The 21,508-nt window shown below is 73.5% G+C and carries 16 protein-coding genes; 5 read left to right on the forward strand and 11 right to left on the reverse strand.

What is annotated here, in order from left to right; translation table 11 throughout:
- Positions 1-131: 131 nt before the first annotated feature.
- Positions 132-1,400, forward strand: coding sequence for an MDR family MFS transporter (locus ACV530_RS16080; RefSeq protein WP_494333139.1), 1,269 nt, complete (start codon positions 132-134; stop codon positions 1,398-1,400).
- On the opposite strand, the gene ACV530_RS16085 is transcribed toward ACV530_RS16080, so the two are convergent.
- Both ACV530_RS16085 and mshA read right to left on the reverse strand, forming a co-directional pair.
- Entirely contained in the window at positions 1,392-1,907 is a 516-nt protein-coding gene (locus tag ACV530_RS16085) for a type III secretion system chaperone family protein (protein WP_494333140.1), read from the reverse strand. The two genes, ACV530_RS16080 and ACV530_RS16085, sit on opposite strands and share 9 nt — an antisense overlap.
- The gene (gene mshA, locus ACV530_RS16090) at positions 1,900-3,258 is read right to left on the reverse strand and encodes a D-inositol-3-phosphate glycosyltransferase (protein WP_494333141.1); all 1,359 of its coding nucleotides are present in this window, start codon (positions 3,256-3,258) and stop codon (positions 1,900-1,902) included. Before mshA ends, ACV530_RS16085 begins: the two co-directional genes overlap by 8 nt.
- Positions 3,259-3,384: 126 nt before the next feature.
- Here mshA and ACV530_RS16095 point away from each other — a divergent pair, with 126 nt between their 5' ends.
- The 4 genes from ACV530_RS16095 to ACV530_RS16110 all read left to right on the forward strand — a co-directional run bounded on the left by ACV530_RS16095 (position 3,385) and on the right by ACV530_RS16110 (position 9,801).
- Positions 3,385-4,188 carry a class I SAM-dependent methyltransferase gene (locus ACV530_RS16095; RefSeq protein ID WP_494333142.1) on the forward strand — a complete coding sequence of 268 codons (804 nt, stop codon included), beginning with the start codon at positions 3,385-3,387 and terminating at the stop codon, positions 4,186-4,188.
- Between the two features lie 125 nt (positions 4,189-4,313).
- Complete coding sequence (locus ACV530_RS16100) at positions 4,314-5,036, forward strand: ABC transporter ATP-binding protein (protein ID WP_494333143.1); 723 nt, start codon at positions 4,314-4,316, stop codon at positions 5,034-5,036.
- Positions 5,033-6,649, forward strand: a complete 1,617-nt coding sequence (locus tag ACV530_RS16105) for a hypothetical protein (RefSeq protein ID WP_494333144.1) — start codon at positions 5,033-5,035, stop codon at positions 6,647-6,649. Before ACV530_RS16100 ends, ACV530_RS16105 begins: the two co-directional genes overlap by 4 nt.
- A gap of 44 nt (positions 6,650-6,693) precedes the next feature.
- On the forward strand, positions 6,694-9,801 hold the full coding sequence (locus ACV530_RS16110) for an amino acid adenylation domain-containing protein (RefSeq protein WP_494333145.1): 3,108 nt from the start codon (positions 6,694-6,696) through the stop codon (positions 9,799-9,801).
- Here the strand turns inward: ACV530_RS16110 and ACV530_RS16115 are convergent.
- The 9 genes from ACV530_RS16115 to ACV530_RS16155 all read right to left on the reverse strand — a co-directional run bounded on the left by ACV530_RS16115 (position 9,791) and on the right by ACV530_RS16155 (position 21,507).
- Positions 9,791-10,984, reverse strand: coding sequence for a cytochrome P450 (locus ACV530_RS16115; protein WP_494333146.1), 1,194 nt, complete (start codon positions 10,982-10,984; stop codon positions 9,791-9,793). The two genes, ACV530_RS16110 and ACV530_RS16115, sit on opposite strands and share 11 nt — an antisense overlap.
- A 23-nt stretch (positions 10,985-11,007) precedes the next feature.
- On the reverse strand, positions 11,008-12,891 hold the full coding sequence (locus ACV530_RS16120; protein WP_494333147.1) for a TOMM precursor leader peptide-binding protein: 1,884 nt from the start codon (positions 12,889-12,891) through the stop codon (positions 11,008-11,010).
- Positions 12,884-14,491, reverse strand: coding sequence for a YcaO-like family protein (locus ACV530_RS16125; RefSeq protein WP_494333148.1), 1,608 nt, complete (start codon positions 14,489-14,491; stop codon positions 12,884-12,886). Before ACV530_RS16125 ends, ACV530_RS16120 begins: the two co-directional genes overlap by 8 nt.
- Entirely contained in the window at positions 14,488-15,870 is a 1,383-nt protein-coding gene (locus tag ACV530_RS16130; RefSeq protein WP_494333149.1) for a SagB family peptide dehydrogenase, read from the reverse strand. The genes ACV530_RS16125 and ACV530_RS16130 overlap by 4 nt, the downstream gene beginning before the upstream one ends.
- Complete coding sequence (locus ACV530_RS16135) at positions 15,867-16,964, reverse strand: thiopeptide maturation pyridine synthase (protein ID WP_494333150.1); 1,098 nt, start codon at positions 16,962-16,964, stop codon at positions 15,867-15,869. The genes ACV530_RS16130 and ACV530_RS16135 overlap by 4 nt, the downstream gene beginning before the upstream one ends.
- Positions 16,961-17,890, reverse strand: coding sequence for a thiopeptide-type bacteriocin biosynthesis protein (locus ACV530_RS16140; RefSeq protein ID WP_494333151.1), 930 nt, complete (start codon positions 17,888-17,890; stop codon positions 16,961-16,963). The genes ACV530_RS16135 and ACV530_RS16140 overlap by 4 nt, the downstream gene beginning before the upstream one ends.
- 8 nt (positions 17,891-17,898) lie before the next feature.
- Positions 17,899-20,580: a lantibiotic dehydratase gene (locus tag ACV530_RS16145; protein ID WP_494333152.1), complete on the reverse strand. Its 2,682-nt coding sequence runs from the start codon at positions 20,578-20,580 to the stop codon at positions 17,899-17,901.
- Between the two features lie 92 nt (positions 20,581-20,672).
- Positions 20,673-20,837, reverse strand: a complete 165-nt coding sequence (locus ACV530_RS16150) for a thiomuracin/GE37468 family thiazolyl RiPP peptide (RefSeq protein ID WP_494333153.1) — start codon at positions 20,835-20,837, stop codon at positions 20,673-20,675.
- Positions 20,838-21,090: 253 nt separating this feature from the next.
- Positions 21,091-21,507: an NUDIX hydrolase gene (locus ACV530_RS16155; RefSeq protein WP_494333154.1), complete on the reverse strand. Its 417-nt coding sequence runs from the start codon at positions 21,505-21,507 to the stop codon at positions 21,091-21,093.
- Position 21,508: the final 1 nt, after the last annotated feature.

The raw sequence follows: 21,508 nt of genomic DNA on the forward strand, positions 1-21,508 counted from the left end.
CCTTTGAGCCTAAACGACGGTAAGGGGGCCAGCGCCCTGCCCGGATCCGGGTCGATTGACGGAGTACGTCAATTCGATGGCGTGAACACGTCGAGAGCCCGTAAGGTGCCCGCCAGGCAAGAGGCACTTACATGCGAGGGGGCGCTGTGACGGCGCGTGTGATCCGGGCGGCACGGGAGAGCGTTGCGGGGCTCCCCCGGGAGTTCTGGTGGCTGTGGACGTCGACGCTGGTCAACCGCCTGGGCGCGTTCGTCTCCACGTTCCTCGCGCTGTATCTGACGCAGGAGCGCGGCTACTCGGCCACGTACGCCGGGCTGGTCGCGGCCCTGTACGGGCTCGGCAGCGTGGTGGCGTCGGTGGGGGCCGGGGTGCTGGCGGACCGGATCGGGCGGCGGCCCACGCTGCTCGCGGCGCAGCTCTCCACCTCCGCGACCGTGGCGCTGCTGGGCTTCGTGCACCACCCGGCGGCCATCGCGGCCGTCGCCTTCCTGGTGGGTCTGGCGAGCAACTCCTCGCGGCCGGCCACGCAGGCGATGATGGCGGACATCCTGCGCCCCGAGGACCGGGTACGGGCGTTCTCGCTCAACTACTGGGCGCTGAACCTGGGTTGGGCCCTGTCGGCGACGGTGGCGGGCATTCTCGCCGAGTACAGCTATCTGATCGGCTTCCTCGGTGAGTCCGGCATGATGCTGGCCTGCGCCGTCCTGTGCTTCATCAAGATCCCCGAGTCCCGGCCGGAGCGGTCCGGGGCGGCGGGGGACGACGAGCCCCCGGTGAGCCTGCTGACCGTGCTGCGGGACCGGAAGTTCATGGGTGTGACCGGGCTGTACTTCCTGCTCGCCCTGCTCTTCAACCAGACGTCGGTGTCCCTGCCGGTGACCATGGAGCGCAGCGGCCTGTCCAGCTCCGACTACGGCACCGTCATCGCGGTCAACGGCTTCCTGATCGTGGCGCTGCAGATCCCGGTGACCCGCTTCATCGAGCACCGCAGCCCTCAGCGGCTGCTCATCGTCTCCGCGCTGCTCGCGGGCTACGGCTTCGGGCTCACCGCGTTCGCCGACGGCATCCCCTTCTACATGCTGACGGTCGCCGTCTGGACGCTCGGCGAGATCGTCAACTCCCCCACGCAGATGGGGCTGGTGGCCCGGCTGTCGCCGGTCCACGGGCGCGGGCGCTACCAGGGCATGTTCTCGATGGCGTGGTCGCTGGCCAGCCTGGTGACCCCGCTCGCCAGCGGCCAGGTGATCGACGGCCTCGGGCCGGCCGTGCTGTGGGCCGCGTGCGCGGTGGTGGGTACGGTCGCCGCCGCCGGGTACTGGCTGCTGATGCGGGGGCTCCCGGCGGCACCGGTGGTCAGGGCCGCGGGCAGGCCCGCGGTGCGTGACGCGGCGTCAGCCTGACTTCTCGTCACGCCGGGCCGACTCGTCACGCCGGGTCAGCCGCTCGAAGGCCTCGAGGTTGCGCGTGGACTCCCCACGGGCCGTGCGCCACGCGTACTCCTTGCGGATCGCGCTCGCGAACCCCATCTCCAGCAGGGTGTTGAAGCTGCCGTCCGCGTTCTCCAGCACGACGCCGAGGAGCCGGTCGATCTCCTCCGCCGTGACGGCGGCCAGCGGCAGCCGCCCCACGAGGTAGACGTCACCGAGCCGGTCGACCGCGTACGCCACTCCGTACAGCCGGGTGTTGCGCTCGAGGAGCCAGCGGTAGACCGCCTCGTGGTTCTCGTCGGGGCGCCGTACGACGAAGGCGTTGAGGGAGAGGGAGTGGTTGCCGACGATCAGCGACACGGTCGTCGACAGCTTGCGGGTCCCGGGCAGTTTCACGACGTACGAACCGTCGGCCGGGCTCTCCCACTCGAGCGCGGCCTCGCGGAGCGTCTGCTCGATGATGCTCTTGGCGTCAGACATGTGCCGAGCGTAGGCGACGGCGCCTTTCCCCCATCGCCGCGGCGTAGACGTCGGCCGTGGCGGCGGCCGTCGCCTCCCAGCCGAAGGACTGCGCGTGCGCGGCGGCGGCCGCGCCCATGGTGTCGGCGAGGGCGGGCTCGGCCGCGAAGCGCTCCAGCGTCCGCGCGTAGTCGGCGGGGTCGTGGCCGGGCACCAGGAAGCCGCTCACCCCGTCGCGTACGGCCACCGGCAGGCCGCCGACCTCCGCCGCGACGACCGGCGTGCCGCACGCCTGCGCCTCGACCGCGACCAGCCCGAACGACTCGCTGTACGACGGCATGACCAGGACGGACGCCGCCCGGTACCAGTCCGCCAGCTGCTCCTGGCCCACCGGCGGGCGGAACCGGACGACGTCCGCGATGCCCAGGCGGGCGGCCAGCTTCTGCATCTCCTCGGGCTTGGCCAGCCCGCTGCCGCTCGGCCCGCCGACGACCGGCACGACGATGCGCGAGCGCAGCGCGGGCTGCCTCTCGAGCAGCACGGCGACCGCGCGCAGCAGCACGTCCGGGGCCTTGAGCGGCTGGATGCGCCCGGCGAACAGCGGCACCAGGGCGTCGGCCGGCAGGCCGAGCCGGGCCCGGGCGGCGGCCCGGCCGTCGGCGGGCCGGAAGCGGTCGAGGTTGACGCCCGGGTGGACGACCGCGACCTTGCCGGGGTCGGCGTCGTAGTGGTGGACGAGCTCCGCGGCCTCGCCGTCGGTGTTGGCGATCAGCCGGTCCGCCGCCCGGACGATCTGCGTCTCGCCGATGACGCGGGCGGCCGGTTCGGGCTTGTCGCCCTCCGCGAGGGCGGCGTTCTTGACCTTGGCCATGGTGTGCATGGCGTGCACCAGCGGCACGCCCCAGCGGTCGGCGGCCAGCCAGCCGACGTGGCCGGAGAGCCAGTAGTGCGAGTGCACCAGGTCGTAGTGGCCCGGCCGGTGGCCCGCCCACGCCTGCATCACGCCGTGCGTGAACGCGCACAGCTGCGCGGGCAGCTCCTCCTTGGCCAGCCCCTCGTACGGCCCGGCGTCGATGTGCCGGACGAGCACGCCCGGCGCCAGCTCCACGCTCGGCGGCAGGGAACCGGTGGTCGCCCGGGTGAAGACCTCGACCTCGATGCCGAGCGCGGCCAGCCGCTTGGCCAGCTCGACGATGTAGACGTTCATGCCGCCCGCGTCGCCCGTGCCCGGCTGGTGCAGCGGCGACGTATGGACGCTCAGCATCGCTATCCGCCGGGGCCGGCGGGGTGCCGCGGCGCGGCGCAGCAGTTGCTGGGGTTTGGCGAAAGGACCATGCGTACGGGCGCGAAGCCGGGCTGCGTACTGGCTCACCGTTCGAGTCCTCCGTGGCCTTGGGGGCGTAGACCAGCTGTCAACGGAGGCAACACACGGAGGCGGGCTCCCATTTCCTGCGTTACCGAACAGTGATAACCGGAGAACGGTAATAAGCTCATGCCCATGGCCGCCCGCACCACCCCGCCCCACCGTCCCGTCGGTTCGGCGACGCGCGGCACCACCAACCCCAACCGGCTGCGCCGCATGGACCGCTGGATCGCCGCGGTCCACGAGGGCGCGCTGCGCCGCAGCGCCGACCCGGTCGCGGTCGACCTCGGCTACGGCGCCGCGCCCTGGACCGCCGTGGAGCTGCTCGCCCGGCTGCGGCACGTACGGGCCGACGCCGAGGTCGTCGGCGTGGAGATCGACCCGGCGCGGGTCGAGGCGGCGAGGCCGTACGAGCGGGACGGGCTGACCTTCGCCCACGGCGGCTTCGAGGTGCCGCTGGCCGCGGGCCGCCGCCCGGCGCTGATCCGGGCGGCGAACGTGCTGCGCCAGTACGACGAGCACGAGGTCGCCGCCGTGTGGGCCCGGCTGTGCGGGCGCCTCGCGCCCGACGGGCTGCTGGTCGAGGGCACCTGTGACGAGATCGGCCGCCGCCATGTCTGGGTGGCGCTCGGCCCCGAGGGCCCGCGCACGGTGACCTTCGCCGCCCGCCTCGGCGGCCTGGGCACCCCGTCCGACCTCGCCGAGCGGCTGCCCAAGGCGCTCATCCACCGCAATGTCCCGGGCGAGCCGGTGCACGCCTTCCTGCGCGACTTCGACCGCGCGTGGGCGGCCGCGGCACCGTACGCGTCGCTGGGCGCGCGCCAGCGGTGGATCCGTACGGCGTCGGCGCTGGCCGGCGACTGGCCGCTGACCGACGGTCCGCGCCGGTGGCGGCAGGGCGAGCTCACGGTGCGCTGGAATGCGGTGGCACCGGCGTAGGGACAGCAACCCCAGGGTGACAACTCCGGCTATTCGCCGCCTATATGGGCACTCCGAGAAACAGTTGCCCCCTACACCTCGCACGTTACGCTCGGGTGACCCCATCCCCGCACCTCGGAGGCACGATGACCGGCACCACGAGCGGTGGCGAACGCGACACCGGACACGCGCTGTTGCAGCTGCGGGGGGTCAGCCGCAGTTACGGCGAGCGCCAGGCGCTGCACCCGCTCGACCTGGAGCTGAGGCCGGGCACCTGCACCGCCCTCTACGGGCACAACGGCTCCGGGAAGTCCACGCTGCTGCGCATCGCCAGCGGCCGGGACAAACCCACCACCGGCACCGCGCTCTTCGACGGCAGGACCATGGACGAGGACGACCCCGAGGTGCGCGCCCGGGTCGCCGTCGTCGGCGACACCGTCGCCTGCTACCCCGACCTGACGGTCCGTGAGCACCTCGAACTCGTCACCGTGGCCCACGATGTGGATGACGCGGACGAGTGGATCGACCAGGTCCTCGCCGACCGGCGCCTCGCCGATCACGCGGGCGCCCTGCCCGGCACCCTCTCCTCGGGCCAGTTGCAGTCGCTGCTGCTGGCCGCCGCGCTCGTCCGCCCCCGCGACCTGCTCGTGCTCGACGAGCCCGAGCAGCGCCTCGACCCCGGCTCCCGCAAGCGCCTCGCCGACCTGCTGCTCGGCGAGAAGGAGGACGGCGTCGCCGTCCTCATCGCCACCCACCAGCCCGACCTCGCCGAGGCGGTGGCCGACCGCATGATCGCCCTGGAGGACGGCAAGGTCATCGCCAACGGCCGCCCCGCCAAGGTCCTCGCCGGGCTCGGCGGCCGCCGATGAGCGCCGGGGAGACCTGGAGCGCCGAGTACGACCGCACCACGGAGACGCTCAACTGGCTGCGCGCCAAGCGCCGCGACCACCGCAAGCGGCGCAACCGCGACCTCGGCGTCATCGGCTACTCGCTCGTCCTGCTGATCGGCGGCTACGGCAGCACCTTCATCTACCGGTTCGCCCGCAATCTCCAGCACCTCACCGCCGACGACGGCACGGGCGAGGCCATACGCCGCGCCCTGCCCGGAGGGCTGGTGCTCCTCGGCCTCGCCCTCGGGCTGTTCGCCGCGCGGGACGCGCTGTGGCGCGGGCCCGTCGTGGTGCCCGGACCGGACGCGTCCTGGCTGCTGAGCCAGCCGATCGACCGGGCCAGGGTGCTGCGCCCGTGGTTCCGGTTCAGTTCCGTGCTCGCGCTGGTCGCCGGTGCCCTGGGCGCGCTCGGCGGGGGCATCCTGCTGCACCTGACCGGGCTGTCGTCGCTGGGCACGGGCATCGCGGCGTGCCTGCCCGCGGGCCTTTGCCTGCCGCTCCTCGCGGTCGCGCTCGCCATGTACGTCGAGTGCCTGCCCCGACTTGCCCGCCACGTACGGCGGTTCACGCCCTACGCGGTGCTGCTCCTGCTGCTGCTCACCGGCCAGACGGCGTGGGCGGCTTCGGGGCACCGTCTCCCGGTGGTGGAGCAGGCGGAGCTGTGGTCCGGGCCGTGGGGGTGGGCGGCGCAGCCCGTCGTCCGTACATCCGGCGCGCCCTTCGCGGTCGTCCTGCTGGCCGCCCTGACCGGCGGCGCGGTCGTGGCCGCGTACCGGGCGGCGGCGACCGTGCCCAACGAGCGGCTGCGGGCCCGCGCGGCGACCGCCTCGACGGTCGCCTCGGTGATGTGGTCCGTCGAACTGCGGGCCGCGAAGCTGGCGGTGTCCGATGCGGTGGGCGGCGACGGGCGCCGGGTGCGGTGGCGTGCGCCCGTGCCCCGCAACAGGCACCTGGTGGTGGTGTGGCGCGACGCGACGGCGCTGCTGCGCGCACCCGGCCGGGTGGGCGCAGCAGCGCTGTGGACGGCCGCCGCTGCCGCCGTGGCGGGGCTGGGCGCCTCGCTGCACGGCGGGGCCCGGGTCACCGCGGTGGCCGTGGCCCTGACCCTCGGCTACGTCGCGGTCGGCGCGCTGGCCGAGACCGCCCGGCTGGAGGCGGACGACCTGCGCCGCTCGGCGTGGTCGCGGATGCGCTTCGCGACGCTGATGCTCCACCACACCATCGTCCCCGCCGTGGCGGGCGTCGTGCTGGCGCTCCTGGCCGCCATACCGTTCGCCCTCAACGGCGGCGCGCGGGCACTGCTGTTGATGCCCCTGTGCGTGCTGCCCTTCGCTGCGGCGGCCGTGCTGTCCGCGGTGCGCGGCCCGGTGCGGTCGGACCTGATGTTCATGGGCATCCCCACACCGTTCGGGGACCCCAGCTTCCTCATCTTCGTCCTCTGGTACATCGCCGCCCCGCTGGTCTCGGTCGGCTCCCTGACATGGGCCATCTGCACCGGAGATGTCATCCGTACGGTGCCGACTGCGCTGTTCGTGACGGCAGTTCTGCTCCGGTTCGTCCACCGGAAGGCCGACCGGCTGCGCAAACGTTGATCACGTCACACAGACACCCGTGCGCCTGGGGCTAGGGTGCACGAGTGGCAACGGACACCGCATCGCTCTCGGTTCTGCACGGCCCCCGCGCGCCCTACCCCGCCGGGGAGCGCATCGACGCCCTGGTGGACCTGGCGGCCGCCGGCCGCCCGGACACCGTGGCGCTGCGGTGGCGGGACGTCACCGTGACCTACGGCGAACTCGTCGCCGCGGCGGACCGGGTGGCCGCGGAACTGGCCGCCCGCGGCGTGGCCCCGGGCGACGTGGTGGTCGTCCGCGCCGAACGCACCCACGAGACGGTGATCGCGCTCCTCGGGCTGCTGAAGGCGGGCGCGGTCTACGCCTGCGCACCCCTGGACTGGCCGGCCGGACGCTGCCGGCAGCTCGCCGAACGGACCGGCGCCGCCCTCTGCCTGACCACGGTGCCCGGAGAGACGATCGACGGCACGGCCACCCTGCCGCTCACCGAGCTGCTCTCCGCACACACCGGCCCCGCTGCCCTGCCCCAACAGGGCAGCGGGGCCGACCCGTTCTGCGTGTTCCTCACCTCCGGGAGCTCCGGCACGCCCAAGGCCGTCCTCGCACCCCACCGGGGCGTGGCCCGTACGGCGATCGACATCCGCCGCCTGCACGACGGTCCCCTGACCTCGCTCCAGCAGTCCTCGATGGCCTGGGACGTCTTCGCGCTCGAGCTGTGGGTGACGCTCATCAACGGCGGCACCTGTGTGCTCTTCGAGGACCGCTATCTCACCGGCAGGCGACTGCGCGAACTGGTCCGCGAGGGCCTCACCATGCTCGCGGTCGCAACTCCCGTGTTCGGCATGCTCGTCGACGACGACCCCGGATCGCTCGCCGGGCTCCGGCTGCTCTTCGTGGGCGGCGAACGGCTCCCCGCCGACCACGCCGCGCGGTGCCTGCGGGCCCACCCGGGGCTGCGACTGGTCAACGCCTACGGCCCCGTCGAGAACACGATCAACACCACGCTCTGGGCGGCCCGCGCCGACGGGATCGACGACGAGGTCCCCATCGGCACACCGGTCACCAACACCTCCGTCCTCCTGCTCGACGAGCAGCACCGCATCGTCCCCCGGGGCCGGACCGGCGAGATCGCCGTCAGCGGCGACGGCGTGGCCCTGGGGTACCTCGGCGCCGAGGAGGAGACCGCCCGGCGGTTCGTCACGGTCACCGTGGACGGAGAGCCGGTACGGGCGTACCTGACCGGCGACTTGGCGCGGATCGACGAGCGCGGCGAGCTGCTGTTCACGGGCCGCAAGGACCGCCAGCTGAAGATCCGGGGGCTGCGCGTCGAGCCGGAGGAGATCGAGCGCGTGGCCGAGGCCGTACCCGGCGTCACGCGGGCCGTCGTGCTCGGCCTGCCGCTCGACGCCCCGAACAAGACGCGGCTGGCGGCGTTTTTCCTCGCCCCTCACGGACCTGTGACCCCCGGGCGGGTACGGGAGGCGATCGCCGCGACGGTACCGGCCGGCTTCGTCCCGGACGTCGTGCTCGCCGTCCCCGAGCTCCCTCTCAACGCCAACGGCAAGGCCGACCAACACGCCCTCGCCGCCCTCGTGACCGCACCGGCCGCGCCCGGCGCCCCGGACGACGAGGACGAACTCACTACCGCCGTCCGCGAGATCGCGGCCGGGCTGCTCGGCTACCGCATCGGCCCCGACGACGACCTGTTCGACCGCGGCGCCACCTCCCTGACCGCGATGCGCCTGGCCACCCGCCTCAGCCGCCGCTTCACCCGCGCGATCGACGTGCCCGACGTCTTCCGCACCCGGACGCCCCGCGCCGTCGCGGAGCTCCTCGCGACGGCCCCCGCCCTGGAGGACCCCGTCGGCGCCGCCGCGGGCACCGACCCGGAGACGGGCTACGAACCGGCCGAACTCCCCCTGGTCTTCGGCAGCTTCTGGGCCGCCCTGCGCAGCGGCACCCGGCTCGACGAGGCCGTGGTGCCCGTCGTCTACCGGCTGCGCGGCAAGGTGGACCCCGGGCTGCTCGCCGAGGCGCTGGACCGCCTGGTGGCCCGGCACGAGGTGCTGCGGGTGCGGTTCGACACCGACCCCGAGCGGCCCCGGGTACGGGTGGTGCCCGCGAGCGAGGCGGCCGGGGTGCTGGAACACCAGGCGCCGTCGACGGGCCCGGAGGACGCGGCGCGGGCCGCCACCGCATGGGCCATGCGCCCCTTCGACCTGGCCTCCCGCAGCCCCCTCAGGGCCGCGTTCTTCCCGGCCGGACCGGCCGGGCCGGACGAGGCGGTCCTCGCCCTCAGCGTCCACCACATCTTCTTCGACGGCTGGTCCGCGCGCCTGTTCAGCCGCGAACTCGCCGACACCTACGCGGCATTGCTGGACGGCCGCACCCCGGACGCCCCGCCCCCGCCCTCCTACTTCGGGACCATCGCCGCCCAGCGGCAGCGGTACCGCGAGCGGTTCCCCGTCGCCGTCTGGTCCCGGCGCAAGCGGATGGCGGACGCACCGGAGCTGCCCTTCCCGCTCGACGCCGGCCGCCCGTGGAGCGGCCCGGCGGCCGAGGTCCCGCTGGCCGTCGACGAGGACCTGCTCGCCGCCGCCGGGGCCGCCGCGGCCGCCGTGCACGGCACGGCCATGGCGGTCTTCCACGCCGCCTACGTGATGCTGCTCCGCTCGTACACCGGCGTCCCCGACCCGGCCGTCGCCGTGCCGGTCAGCGGCCGCTGGACCGACGAGGAGAGCGACCTCGTCGGCTGCATGGCCGGCCTGCTGCCGCTGCGCCTGCCCGCCTCGGCGGACACGCCGCGGGCCCTGGCGGAGGCCGCCGCCGGGGAGCTGCGCGAGGCGATGCGGCCGCCGCTGGTGCCGATGAGCGCCGTCATGCCCGCCCTCCGCGAGGGACTCCGGCGGCACCCCCTGCTCCAGGCCTACCTGCTCCAGGAGGAACTCCCGCCCGCCGCCCTGGCGTTCGGCGACGCCGACGCCGAGCTGATCCGGGTCCCGTCCGCCAACGCGGTGCCCGAGCTGACCGTCGAGCTGTGGCCGCACCCGGCGGTGGGCGGCGTCCTGCGCTACCGCGAGGACGCCGTGCCCGCCGCCGACGCCCGGGAACTTGCCGACCGCTTCGTGGACCTCGTCCGGGATGTCGTCAGGGCGCTGACGCCTACCACCTGACGGGAAGCTCCCGGGGGCCGAGCGCGGAGCGGCCCAGCTTCCACGGCACCTCGTGCGCCGGCACCGCCAGGGCGAGCCCCGGCAGCCGCTCCAGCAACGCGCCGATGGCGGCGCGCAGTTCGATGCGCGCGAGCTGGGCGCCCAGACAGTGGTGGGGGCCGTACCCGAAGGCCAGGTGCCGGTTGGGGGTACGGCCGAAGTCCAGCTCGTCCGGGTTCTCGAAGACCGACGCGTCGTGGTTGGCCGCGTCCGCCTGGACCACCACCGGCTCCCCCGCCCGTACCGTGCCGCCGCTGAGCTCCACGTCCTCCAGGGCGATCCTGGTGAAGCCCGACAGCGTGCCGATCGGTACGAAGCGCAGCAGCTCCTCGACGGCGGGCTCGAGCAGCCCGGGATCGGCACGCAGCTGCGCCAGGTGGTCCGGGTGGGTCAGAAGTGTGTAGACGAGATTGCCGAGTTCGTCGGTGGTGGTCTCGTGTCCGGCGAGCAGCAGGGTGACGGCGAAGCTGACCAGCTCCTGCTCACTGAGCCGCTCCTCCTCGTCGCGCGCCCGCACCAGCGTGCCGAGCAGGTTGTCGGAGGGGTTCTCGCGCTCGGCGGCGATCCTGCCGGCGAGGTAGTCCCAGGGCAGTTGGCCTGCCTCACGCATCTTCGCGACCGCGTCGGGGCCGGTGGACCGCATCGCCTCGGACCAGAGGGAGAACAAGTGCCGTTCGGCGAACGGCACTCCGAGCAGCTCGCAGATCACCATCACCGGCAGCGGCTGCGTCAGATGCGCCACCAGGTCCGCGGGCGGCCCTTGCTCGACAATGCCGTCGATCAGTTCGGCGACGTACAACTCCACCTTCGGCTGGAGGTCGGCCAGGCGGCGCGGGGTGAACGCCCGCGACACAATGCGGCGTTGGCGGGTGTGGTCGGGCGGGTCCATGGTCAGGATGCTGGGCACCTGCTGGATCAGCGGGACGAGCCGGGGCACGTCGCGGCCGAGCGTGGCGGCCCGGCCGAACCGGGGGTCTCCGAGAACCGTCCGTACGTCCTCGTACCGGGTGACCAGCCAGGCCTCGCCGCCGTACGGCATGGTGACCCTGGCCAGCGGCTCCTCGCGCCGCAACCGTGCGTACTCCGGGTCGATCGCGACGCCCTGCGGCTCGCGGAAGGGGTACTTCTGCCGTCTCGTGGTCATCGCGTTCGGTTCCTCTTCGTTCCTCAGGGAAACGGGTGCGGGTGGGGGTTGAGGTCCGTCACGGCCGACGGCGGGGCCGGGTCGCCGAGCAGCTTCGGCACCTCGAGGAGGCGCGGGAGCCCGTCCACCCTGCGGTTGGTGTGGCCGAAGGTCATCGGCACGGTGCCGGGCACGACGACCTTGGCGCAGGAGAGCCCGGCGCGCCGCTGTTCCGGCGTGGTCTGGTCGACGGCCAGCACGTCCAGACCGGTGTCGAGGTAGCGCCGGACGGTGTGTTCGAGGTCCTCGGTGAGGTCGGCAGGCGAGACGGGGATGCTCCGCGCCGCCATTTCCTCCAGTGACCGGCGTTCGGGCGAGGCGAAGAGGAACTCCAGCCGGGGGAAGACCGCCGGGTCGGCGTGGAGCAGCGAGTGGTCGCCCATCGTGCGCACGAGCGCGGAGTCGGCCACCATGGCCTCGGCGTGCGCGCGCTGTTGGCGGTACGAGCGGTCCACGCTCGCCAGGATCGGCCCCAGTTCGACGAGGGCGTTCATCACGGCGCGTTCGGGGTCGACGTGCGCGCCGCCCGCGCACAGCGCCTTGGCCCGGCCGTCGTCGCCGGTGCGGTCGACGGCGACGGCCCACACGCAGGGGATGCCCTGCTCGACCGTGGTGTCCAGCACGGTGACGGTACGGTCGGTCTCCTCCTCGAGGTGCGCGGCGAGCAGCCGGACCCGGGGGTCGCGGGCGGTGGCGAGGTCGATGCGCGGCAGCGGGCGGCGCGCGTACCAGGCCATGAGGAAGGCGTCCCGCTCGGCGACCTCGAGGAGCCCGTAGAGGATCGCCTCCTCGAGGCAACTGCCCAGCGCGCAGCCGTTGGAGATCTCGTACGCGAGCCTCGGCTCGTCGCGCCGCAGGACGTGTGCGCCGTAGTACGCGTAGGCCTCGGGCACGAGCACCGCCTTCCGGCGGCGGAAGGAGTGCGCCCAGACCCAGTGCAGCTCGAGGTCCTCGCGGAACGGCGTGAAGGGGAAGCCGGGGTTCTCGTACTGCTCGGCGGCGTGGAGCCCGAGGGTGCGCGGGTCGACGGCGGTGTCGCGGACGTCGCGCCAGGCGGCCCGGACGGTGGTGCGCTTACCGCCCGCCTGGAGTCCGCCCCACCGCTCGACGGCCTCCAGCACCGCCGTGACGGAGCTGGCGCGGTAGCTGTCGCTGCGGCCCCAGCCGGCCTCCGTCGCCGTGGTGCCGCGCATCGCCAGCGGCGCCCTGGCGACGGGCAGGCCGCCCTCGTCGCCGGTCTGCACCTCGCTGATCAGCCCGGCCTCGGGGTCGACGAACGTGCGCAGGAGGTCCTCGTGTTCGTCGGCGATCGCGCGGACGCGGAACGCGCCGGGCGCGGGCTTCGGCCGGCGCTCCAGGGAGATCACCGCCCGCTCGGCGGTGTCGTCGGGCAGCGTGCCGCAGTCGGGGCACAGCGGGTCGGGCAGCACGGGGTGCGTCCGTACGGAGAGGTCCGCCAGCGAGACCCGGAGGAAGGACGACGCGGTGCGCGCCGGCGCCGTGAGCTCGTCAGCGACCAGTGCCGCGACGGTGTCGGCGGCGAGGGGGGTCAGCCGGGCCGGCGGACGGCTCGCGAGGGCGTCCCGGTTTCGGGCGTGGACGGCGGCCCGGTCGGGGTGGTTGCGGTCCCGGCGCAGTGCGGCGCACGTCGGGCAGCCGGGGGTGCCGGGCACGGCGAGCGGACCGATCACGACGTGGCCCGGTTCGGTCCACACCGGCAGCAGGGGCGCGCGGTGCCCGCGCCCCGCCGCGACGGGGTCCTCGGGCCAGGCGTCCGAGACGACGACCGTGGCCGCCGACTCGCCGTCGCCCAGCCTCCGTTCGATGGCGTCGCGGAGGATGCCCTCCCCCACCAGCCGTTCAGTCATCGGCGAGCACCACATTTCCGAGGTAGGGCGTGATCCGCGTGACCGCCGGGTCGTGGTCGAGCGGCACCAGCACGGGGGTCCGGCCGGTCCGCCGCAGCGCGGCGACCGCGTCGGCGACGGTCGCGTCGGCGGGTGGGCTCCAACTGCCGCCGTGGGCAGCCGGGTCCGGCAGGACGGGCGTGGTCACACCCGGCTGAACGGCCGCGAGCAGCGTCTCCAAGCCGTCGCGGAGGGCGTCGGCGAACCGCAGCCGGGTCACGACCCCGACCGCCGTCCCGTCCAGCAGCGCCGCCACCGTCGGGATGCCCGTGGTGCCGGTGAGGTCGACGAGGCGGACGTCATGGCCCAGCGTGGTGAGCAGACGGCGGTGGCGCCCGGCGTCGGTCCGGTCCAGGTCGACGTACGGGCCGGAGGCGCCGAACGCCAACTCCCGGCAGTGGGCGAGGAGTCCGGGGACGATCATGTCCTCCCAGCACAGGCCCGCACCGAGGCCGACGGGCAGCTGCGCGGGGAAGGCCGTGCGCGCGTCCACCGGGCGCGGTGTGTCGTCGTGCAGGCGCAGTCCCCACACCCGGCCGTCGGACGCGCGCCGGGGGTCGAAGGCCAGGGCGGCGTACGCGCCGAGCGCCCGCAGCGCCGTACGCTGCCGGGCCGTGGCGAAGTCCGGGCCGGTGGCGGTGACGGTCACCGGTGCGGCGCCGGGTGCCGCGACGATCGCGCGGGCCTGGCGCAGCGGGAGTTGGGTCAGCCCGTCCTCGTCCAGGGCGCGGATGATCCCGAAGCGTGCGTCGATCGCCGTCATGACGCGGGTGGAGAACTCCTCGCCGGTGACGGGCGGCCCCTGCCGCAGCGCGCGGACGGTCGCGGCGAACTCCTCGCGGGACTGCGGCCGGACGTCGTGCGCGGAAGGGTGCGGCAACACGTGGTGGTGGCTCTCGGCGAGGGTGCGTGTGTCGACGGAGTGCAGACGCTCGTCCGCTCCGCCGCCACGGAGGAGGCGGAACACCAGCTGATTCACGATCACTTGGGGGGCGTCGACCGGCGCCGTACGGAAGGCCTGCCGGTCCTCGGGGCGCAGGCGCTGCCACACCGAGTCCCAGTCGGGCCCGGTGTCCGGCGCGACGAGGACCTCGGTCTTCGAGACAAGCGCCTGGACGAGGGGGGTGCCGCGTGCGGCGCAGGCCTCGGCGAGCTCGCGGGCCCGGGGCAGGTCGTCGCAGCCGAAGAAGTGCAGTGCGAAGTCGGCGTCGTCGAGGGCCGTCGTCACGTCGGTGACGCCGGTGGTGGCGGCGACGAAGGGGGCGGGGCCTGCCACGAAGACCCTGCCGCCGGGGTGTTGTGCGGGCTCCGCGTCGGCGTCGTGGACCAGGCCGCGTTCGGCCAGGGCGTCGATGAGGTCCACGACCATGGCGCGGTGCTGCTCCGACAGCGAGGCGGTCAGCTCCTCGACCGTGCGCCGTCCGTCGAGGCGGGGCGCGAGTCGCTCCACCACGGCGGCGACGGTCGCGCCCTTCATGGTCACCGTCCCGGCGGGGGTCAGCCAGGCGACGCCCTGGTCCACGGGCGCGAAGTACGCGTCGTCGTCGAGCCTCGGCCTCATGCGGCGCCCTCCTTCAGGCTCCCCGGCTTCAAACTCCCCAGCGCGAACTCGCCGACGCTGGTCTCCTCGAAGCGGTCCAGCCCGGTCGCCGCGGCGAAGGCGTCCGAGTCCCCGACCCCCAGGGCGCAGGGCGCCAGCCGCATGGCGGTGGCCGCGAGGTACATGCCGTGCTGGAGCACCCCGACGTGCTTGAGGGTCAGGGCGTAGGCCATGGCCTGGTACTTCCAGGCCAGGCGGCCGTAGCGGCTCGCGATGACCATCAGCACCTGCGGGGTGGCACCGCCGGTCATGCCCGCCGCCGAGGACCGCATCAGCCAGCGCCGCGCGGTGGGCGTGGACGGCACCGGGACCAGCCGGTGCCCGTACGGGTCGTAGTGGTACAGGCCCGCGTCCAGTCCGCGGACGTGGTGCACGAGGGGGTAGATCTCCAGCTCGTGGGCCGCGCCGCCACCGGGGTACGGCCTGCTGGTCACCTCGAGCCCGCCGTCCTCGCCGGACGCGCGCACGCGTGCGGTGCGGTACAGGAACTCGCCGAGTTCGTCGGCCGTGAGGGGGTTGTCGTCGTCGTACGAGCGGACGGAGCGCCGGTTCTCCTGGACCGCCGCGAGCGACGGGTCCCGGTCGCGGAGCTCGTCCAGGTCGGGGCGGTGCAGGGCAATGCCCTCGCCCTGCCACGCCGGATGTCGGCCGGGCGGCGGGTCGAAGGTTCCCTTCGCCCAGTAGGAGCCGCCGAAGTCCTCGCCGATGCGGCGGTCGGCCCTGAGCCTGCTGCCGTGGTGGAAGGCCAGTTCGTGCGGGCTCCACTGGGCCCTGCCGAGTTCGGCGGTCTCGGCGGCGGGCGCGAGGAAGCCACCGTCGGCGAGGTCCTCGAGGAGCAGCTCAATGGCGGCCTCGGGCAGGCCGGTTGCGTCCTTCGCGGCTCCGGCGGTCAGGACTTGTGCGGCGAGGCGGCCGTCGTGCAGCCGCACGGTGGTGCGGGCTGCCGGGGACTCGACGAGGTACGCGTCGCCGTCGCGCCGGAGTGCCGCGAACCGGGACAGCCGGTGCGGAGTCTCCGGTGGGGCGGGTGCGGTGTACGGAGCGCGCGGCAGCGTGGTGTACAGGGGCTGCCCGTCGCAGACCACGGTGCCGACGAGCCAGCCACCGGCGCGCAACGCGCGGAGAAGCTCGGCGAGTTGGCGAACCGGGCACAGGGCGGCGAGCTCCTCCGCCGAGCGGTCCGTGTGCAGCTCCCGCAGCACCGCCCGCTGCGCAGGGGCCAGTTCGCCGAGCGGCTGGACGTGCGGCCAGGCCGCGAGAGCCGTACCGCCGGAGCCGGAGCCGGAGAGCAGGCTCACGCCGTCCCGGAGCCGGTGGAGCCGGTACACGCGCGGGGTCACGACGGCACCCCCGCGAGCTCTCCGGGCGCGGGCAGGCGCACGTCGGTCGCCGCGACGCCGAACAGGTCCTCCGCCACGTTCGCCGCGAGGTGGCACAGCAGGAAGCGTTCCGCGGGCTGCAACCCCAGCCGGGTCAGCTGGAGATACGTGTAGTTGAGGACCAGCCGGTACCGGTCGAACCAGAGCGGGTCGACGGTACTGCCGGGCGGGCGGCGGTGGTTGTGGAACGTGCTCTTGCGCGCCAGCTCGGCGACGACCGGATCGTCCTCGGAGTGGCGGCCCGCCCAGGGCGGGTCCATGGACATGGCGCCCGCCGCCAGCAGTTCGGCCCCGCGCTCGCGGAAGGGGCGCAGCTGCCGGATCCAGCGGCTGACGAGGCTCGTGTCGACGGCCCCGGAATCCACGACACGCATCACCTCGCGCACCCGCCCGGTGAGCGTCTCGGCGTGCGCGGCATAGTGCCGGTCCCATGCCTCCCGGAGGCCCTCGGCCTCCGGCCACCAGGAGAGGAAGGCCTCGGCGTGCGAACGGAACGACACGAAGCCCCGTTCCAGGCCGACCTCGGACAGGCCGTGCGCGGTGGCGACCATGATGTCGAAGGCCAGTCCCGCCAGTTGGCCGCCGTCACGGACGCGGGCGGCCATGTCGAAGGCCAGCGGCGTGGTGGCGTCGTAGAAATCGGCGAGCAGCTCGGCGGCCTGCTCGCTGCCGAGGACGTGCAGCCGCCGGTCGTACGCGTCCTCGTGCACCGAGTTGTCGGGGCGCAGCGGGGTGACGGGCCCGGACTCGTGCTCGAGTTCGGCGAGCCGCTCGTGCTGGGCCGCCAGGGCGGCGGGGTCGATCACGGCCGTCGAGGGGTGCGCGGCCAGCCAGGGCGTGATCACGTCGTCGATCGCGGGCCGCACCACGGCCGCGAACACGTCCGGCTCGGCGTCCACGTTGATCCGTACGTGGGGGCCGTGCAGCCAGTGCAGCACGTAGTGAACTCCCGCCACGTGCGGGGATATCCGCTCCACCAGGGGCCGCACGGCGTCCAGCAGCAGGGCGCTCTTGTCGTGGTCGTAGTAGTGGACGTGGAAGCTGCGCCACATCATGCCCCCTCGGGTGCGTCAGGGTCGGTGATCGCGCGGGCGGCGAGGTAGCGCAGGGAGCCCTCGGCGTCGATGCGCACGCCGGTCCGGTTGGCGAAGAGGTGCGCGCACAGGTCCGTCACCGACGCTGCGGACGGCGCGGTCGCGTCCGCGCGCAGGGTGTCCGTCACGTGTGCCAGGGAGGCGGCCCACTGCCTCAGACCGCTGCTCTCCGGCAGGCGGGGCCATGCCCGCGCGGTGGTGCGCATGGTGTCGGCGAGAGTGCACAGCCGGTCGCGCTGACGCGCGTAGAGCTCGCCACCCGTCTCGGCGGCGGACGCGGGGAACGCGCCGTCGGCCTTCGCGAGCTGCCGCCGCGCCAGGTCCCGGACGTCGGCGCCTCCGAGGTACCAGGCGAGCAGCAGGTGACACAGGGCGGCCAACTCGCGCTGTTCGCCGCCGGATTGGGCCTCCAGCTGGGCGAGGGCGAGTTCGCTCGAGACGGCGAAGTGCTCCTCGACCGCCTCGATCGCCTTGCCGTGCCCGTAGCGCTCGTGCTCGCGGACGTACGGCAGGAACCGCACCGAGTTGTTGGGGTACATGCGCTCCGTGGGCGTCACGCCTTCCCATGCGCCGATCTCGCGGGCGGAGCGCAGGTACTCGTCCTGGCCGAGCACGTCGGGCGACGGGTGCGCGGCGAGGTGGGCGGTGCAGCGCCGCTCGAGGAGTTCGCGGACGGCCTCCTCGCGGTCCGGGGTGCGCGGCAGGACGCGCAGCCGGAGGTGGGGGCCGCCGTCCCAGTAGCGCAGGAAGAACCCGCGGTCGGCCAGGCCCTGTTCGCGCAGTTCGGCGAGGAGCGGGCCGACGAGACCGGTCAGTACCCGGTCGAGGTCGCCCTGGTGGAACAGGTGGGCGCTGATCCAGCCTCCGTCGCTCACAGGGCTGTTCACCGGGCTGTTCACCGGGCACCGTCCGCGGTCAGCTCGACGACGAACTCGGCGACCCTGGGCCCGCTCTCGCCGGAGGCGGGATCGGGCAGCGCCTCCTCGAAGCCGACCCGGCCCGTGAACTCCTTGGTCATGTTCTTGAACACCCCGACCATCGACATGCTGGAGAAGTCGAGGAACATCGGCTTCCTCGCCTTCACGAACACCCTGCTGACCCAGTCGCCGTCCGTCGCGTACAGCCGGACGAAGCAGCGGCGCGGGATGCCGTGGGCGCGCAGCCAGTGCGCAAGACGGAGCAGGTACTCCGCCTCCGTCTCCCCGGCGCGTTCGCGCGGCACCTGTGCGGCCGGGGCGGACCACTCGGCCCGCTGCACGACGACCCGGCCGACCTCGACCCGCGGCAGGTGCTCGACGTCCTCGGAGGCCGACGCCTCCGCGGGCTTGAGCAGGGACAGGCTCGGGTGCAACAGGTAGGACTGGCCGAACGCGGCCATGAGCAGCCGGGCCGCGGGCGGCATCAGCGGGTCGGCCATCATGCCGAGGTGCGCGGGCTGCACCCGCCGCCCCCGGGCGCGCGAGGCCAACTCGAGCATGCCGCTGCCCGGTTCGCGCCGTACGACGAGGTCGTCGAGCGGGATGCGTTCGGCGGCCGGCCGGGTGCCGGTGGTGTACGGGTAGTCGATCTCGTACGGCGCGACGGGGGCGCGCAGGTTCACCGAGACGCCGAAGGTGCCGGAGAGTTCGGCGAGCAGCGGGCTGTGCTCGTCGCCGTCGGGGTGCCGGGGGGCGGGGACGTGTCCTCCCGCCTTGCGTATCAGCCTGGACCAGCGGCCGGTTCCCTTGCCGTATCCGCCGCTGATCGTGTTCACCGCCGCCATCGGCCCGCCGTCCTCCGCGAGGAACGGCTGGGCGTAGCAGGCGATGGAACCGGGGGTACGGACCCAGGCGGGCCAGCTCGCGGCCAGCCCGGCGAGGACGGCGGGGTCGGTGCGGACGACGCCGTCGTGCCGCTCGCCCGACAGGGCGGTCTCGCCCGACAGGGCCGTCTCCAGGGAGTGTTGGCGCAGCCGGTGCAGCTCGGCGAGGGCGGGCACCGGGCTGTGCTCCAGTTCGCCGGGCGGTACCGGGTTGCTGAGCTGGAGGAAGGGGCGCAGCGGGCGCAGCCATGCGGGGCAGTCGGCGTCCTCGAGCGCGAGGTCGGCCTGGACGGCCGCGTGCAGGCCGAGGAACGGCACCTCGGCGCCGGTGCCGAAGCGGTGTGCGGCGTACTCGGCGAGCGCGATGCGGACGGGCAGCATGCGGTCGTGCAGGGCCAGCCAGCGGCGCAGGACGTCGAGGTCGTCCAGGACGGGGCGCCAGTGCGCGGCGGAGGAGCTCGGGTTCGCGTGGGGCAGGACGGCGTTCTCGTGGAACGCGAGCTTGGCCAGGACCTCGGCCGGCGGCCAGTCGAGGCCGAGTTCACGGCCGAGCGCGGCGACAAGCCCGGCGATGGCGGCCTGCTGCTTGCGGTACGGCGCGACGTCGGACGGCGACGGCTCGCGCCCCAACTCGGCGCGCAGCTCGGTCAGAAGGCGCAGAACGGTGCCGTGCCGTGCGGAACCGGCGCTCTCGAGGAAGGAGATGAGGTCGTCGAGGGGCCGTTCGGACTGGTCCGGGACGGGGCTCACGTACTCCAGGACGCCGATCCTCACCAGCCGCTCGCAGAAGGGTTCCACCGCGGCGGGCGGGCGGCCGGCGAGTTCGGCCAGTTCGGTGGTCAGGCGGGTCAGGGAGCAGCCGTCGCGGGCGATGCGCAGGCACTCGGCGATCTCCTTGGAGGCGGGGACCGTCACGAGCGACTCGTCGGGCCGGCGGCCGAGGAGGGTGTATCTGCCGTCGCGTTCGCCCAGGCCGGGGTTGGGGCGGACGGCGAGGGAGCGGGTCAGTTCGGTGTCGGCCAGCAGGGCGCCGAGGATCTGTTCCAGGACCATGCGGTCCAGCTCGAGCACGCAGTGCACCGCGTCACCGCCGGACGCGGAGCCGGACACGGAGAACGCGGGGCCCTCGTCCCGCCAAGTGCCGACTGCCGTCGCGGTGAAGGTGCTGTAGGGGCTGGTCTTGGTGGCCGCGCGGGAGACGTACTTGGTCAGCCCGCTCACCGTGCGGCGGCGCAGGCGCGTGCCGTCGGCGAGGTCGCCGCGCACCAGCTCGTCCAGCAGGGCGGGGCTGGCCTGGGACAGGGCGTGCCGGAACACCGGATCGGCGGCGATCCGCAGCAGTCCCTGCTTTTCCTCTTCGTGGTCGCGGGAAATGAATGCGGACAGTTCCCGCAGGATCACTTCGCGTTCACGCATGTTCTCGAGCCATTGCCGGACGCGTTCGGCCACTTCTCGCGGAAGGGCCTGTGCGAGGTCCTCGCTCCATTCGCCCTTCGCCGGGAAACGGCCGCGGTACACACAGCGCCGCAATGCCACTACGCGCGGTTTCCAGGGCGATCCCGCCAGCGTGCCGATCACCGTGAAGAGCGCGTCGCCCAGCTCTTCCGCACCGGCCGCCAGCGCCTCGTCCAGCGCGAGGATCCGCTCGGCCGTACGCCAGGACCGGCCGGAGTCCAGTGCCTCGAGCGCGGACACCGGCAGCCCGCAGAAGCGGACGAAGAACGGTTCCCCGACGGAGTAACCGGAGTAGCCGGAGTAATCGGAGTAAGAAGTCACACGTCACCCCTGCCGAAGCCGCCTGTGCCCAAGTCCCGCGCCGGCACGGGGTGCCGGGACGGTGGTGGCCGCCCCGGCACCCCGTGGACCCGCTACGGCAGGGAGGAGCAGGAGCTGCCGCAGCTCGGCGACGAGGCTCCGTTCTCCACCAGGCCGTGGCCGCTGGTCAGCGACTCGACCGTGAGACCGCGGTCGGCCAGCTCGAAAACATCCGCCGGGATGTCATCGAGGTTGAAGTCAAGGTTCTTGTCTTCCATGACGACTCCTTTCATCGAATGAAAATGAATTACCCACGGAAAGAAGCAACTTCACCGGGGCGCTGTCAACTGCTTTTTCCCAGCACCCCGTTGGAGCACCGTTGACGCTACCCCCGGCACTCGGCAAACACCACCCTTGATCCATTCAGAATTAACGGCGGTCAGCATTCCGCTTTTTATACGGAACACACCTCGGCCGTAACACACATCTCAATTCACGGGCGGAAAAAGGTGCCGAGACGGAAAAAGCCGTTCATGCCCCGTTCATGATCCTTTGGAGCGCGTCGTCCACCAGCGGCCGGTCGCGGTCGTGCGTAAGGCAGTTGCGGGCGGCCCGCGGGGTCAGCCACACCAGGCGGTCGACCTCGCGGTTGGGTTCGAACTCGCCGTCGGTGACCTCGGCCGCCCAGTAACGGACCTCCTTGGGCCGCCCGTTCGCGACATAGCGCGCGGTGGGCAGCTCGGCACCCGGCACGCACTCCATGCCGGTCTCCTCGCGCACCTCGCGCACGGCCCCCGCGAGCGCGTCCTCGCCGCGCTTCAACTTGCCCTTGGGATGCGACCAATCGCCATATTTCGGCCGGTGGACGAGCGCGATCTCGATGCCGCCGTCCAACGGCGCACGCCGCCACAGGACACAGCCCGCGGCCCGTACGAGCCTCTCCCCCACG

Source organism: Streptomyces sp. SX-6 (assembly GCF_059089585.1).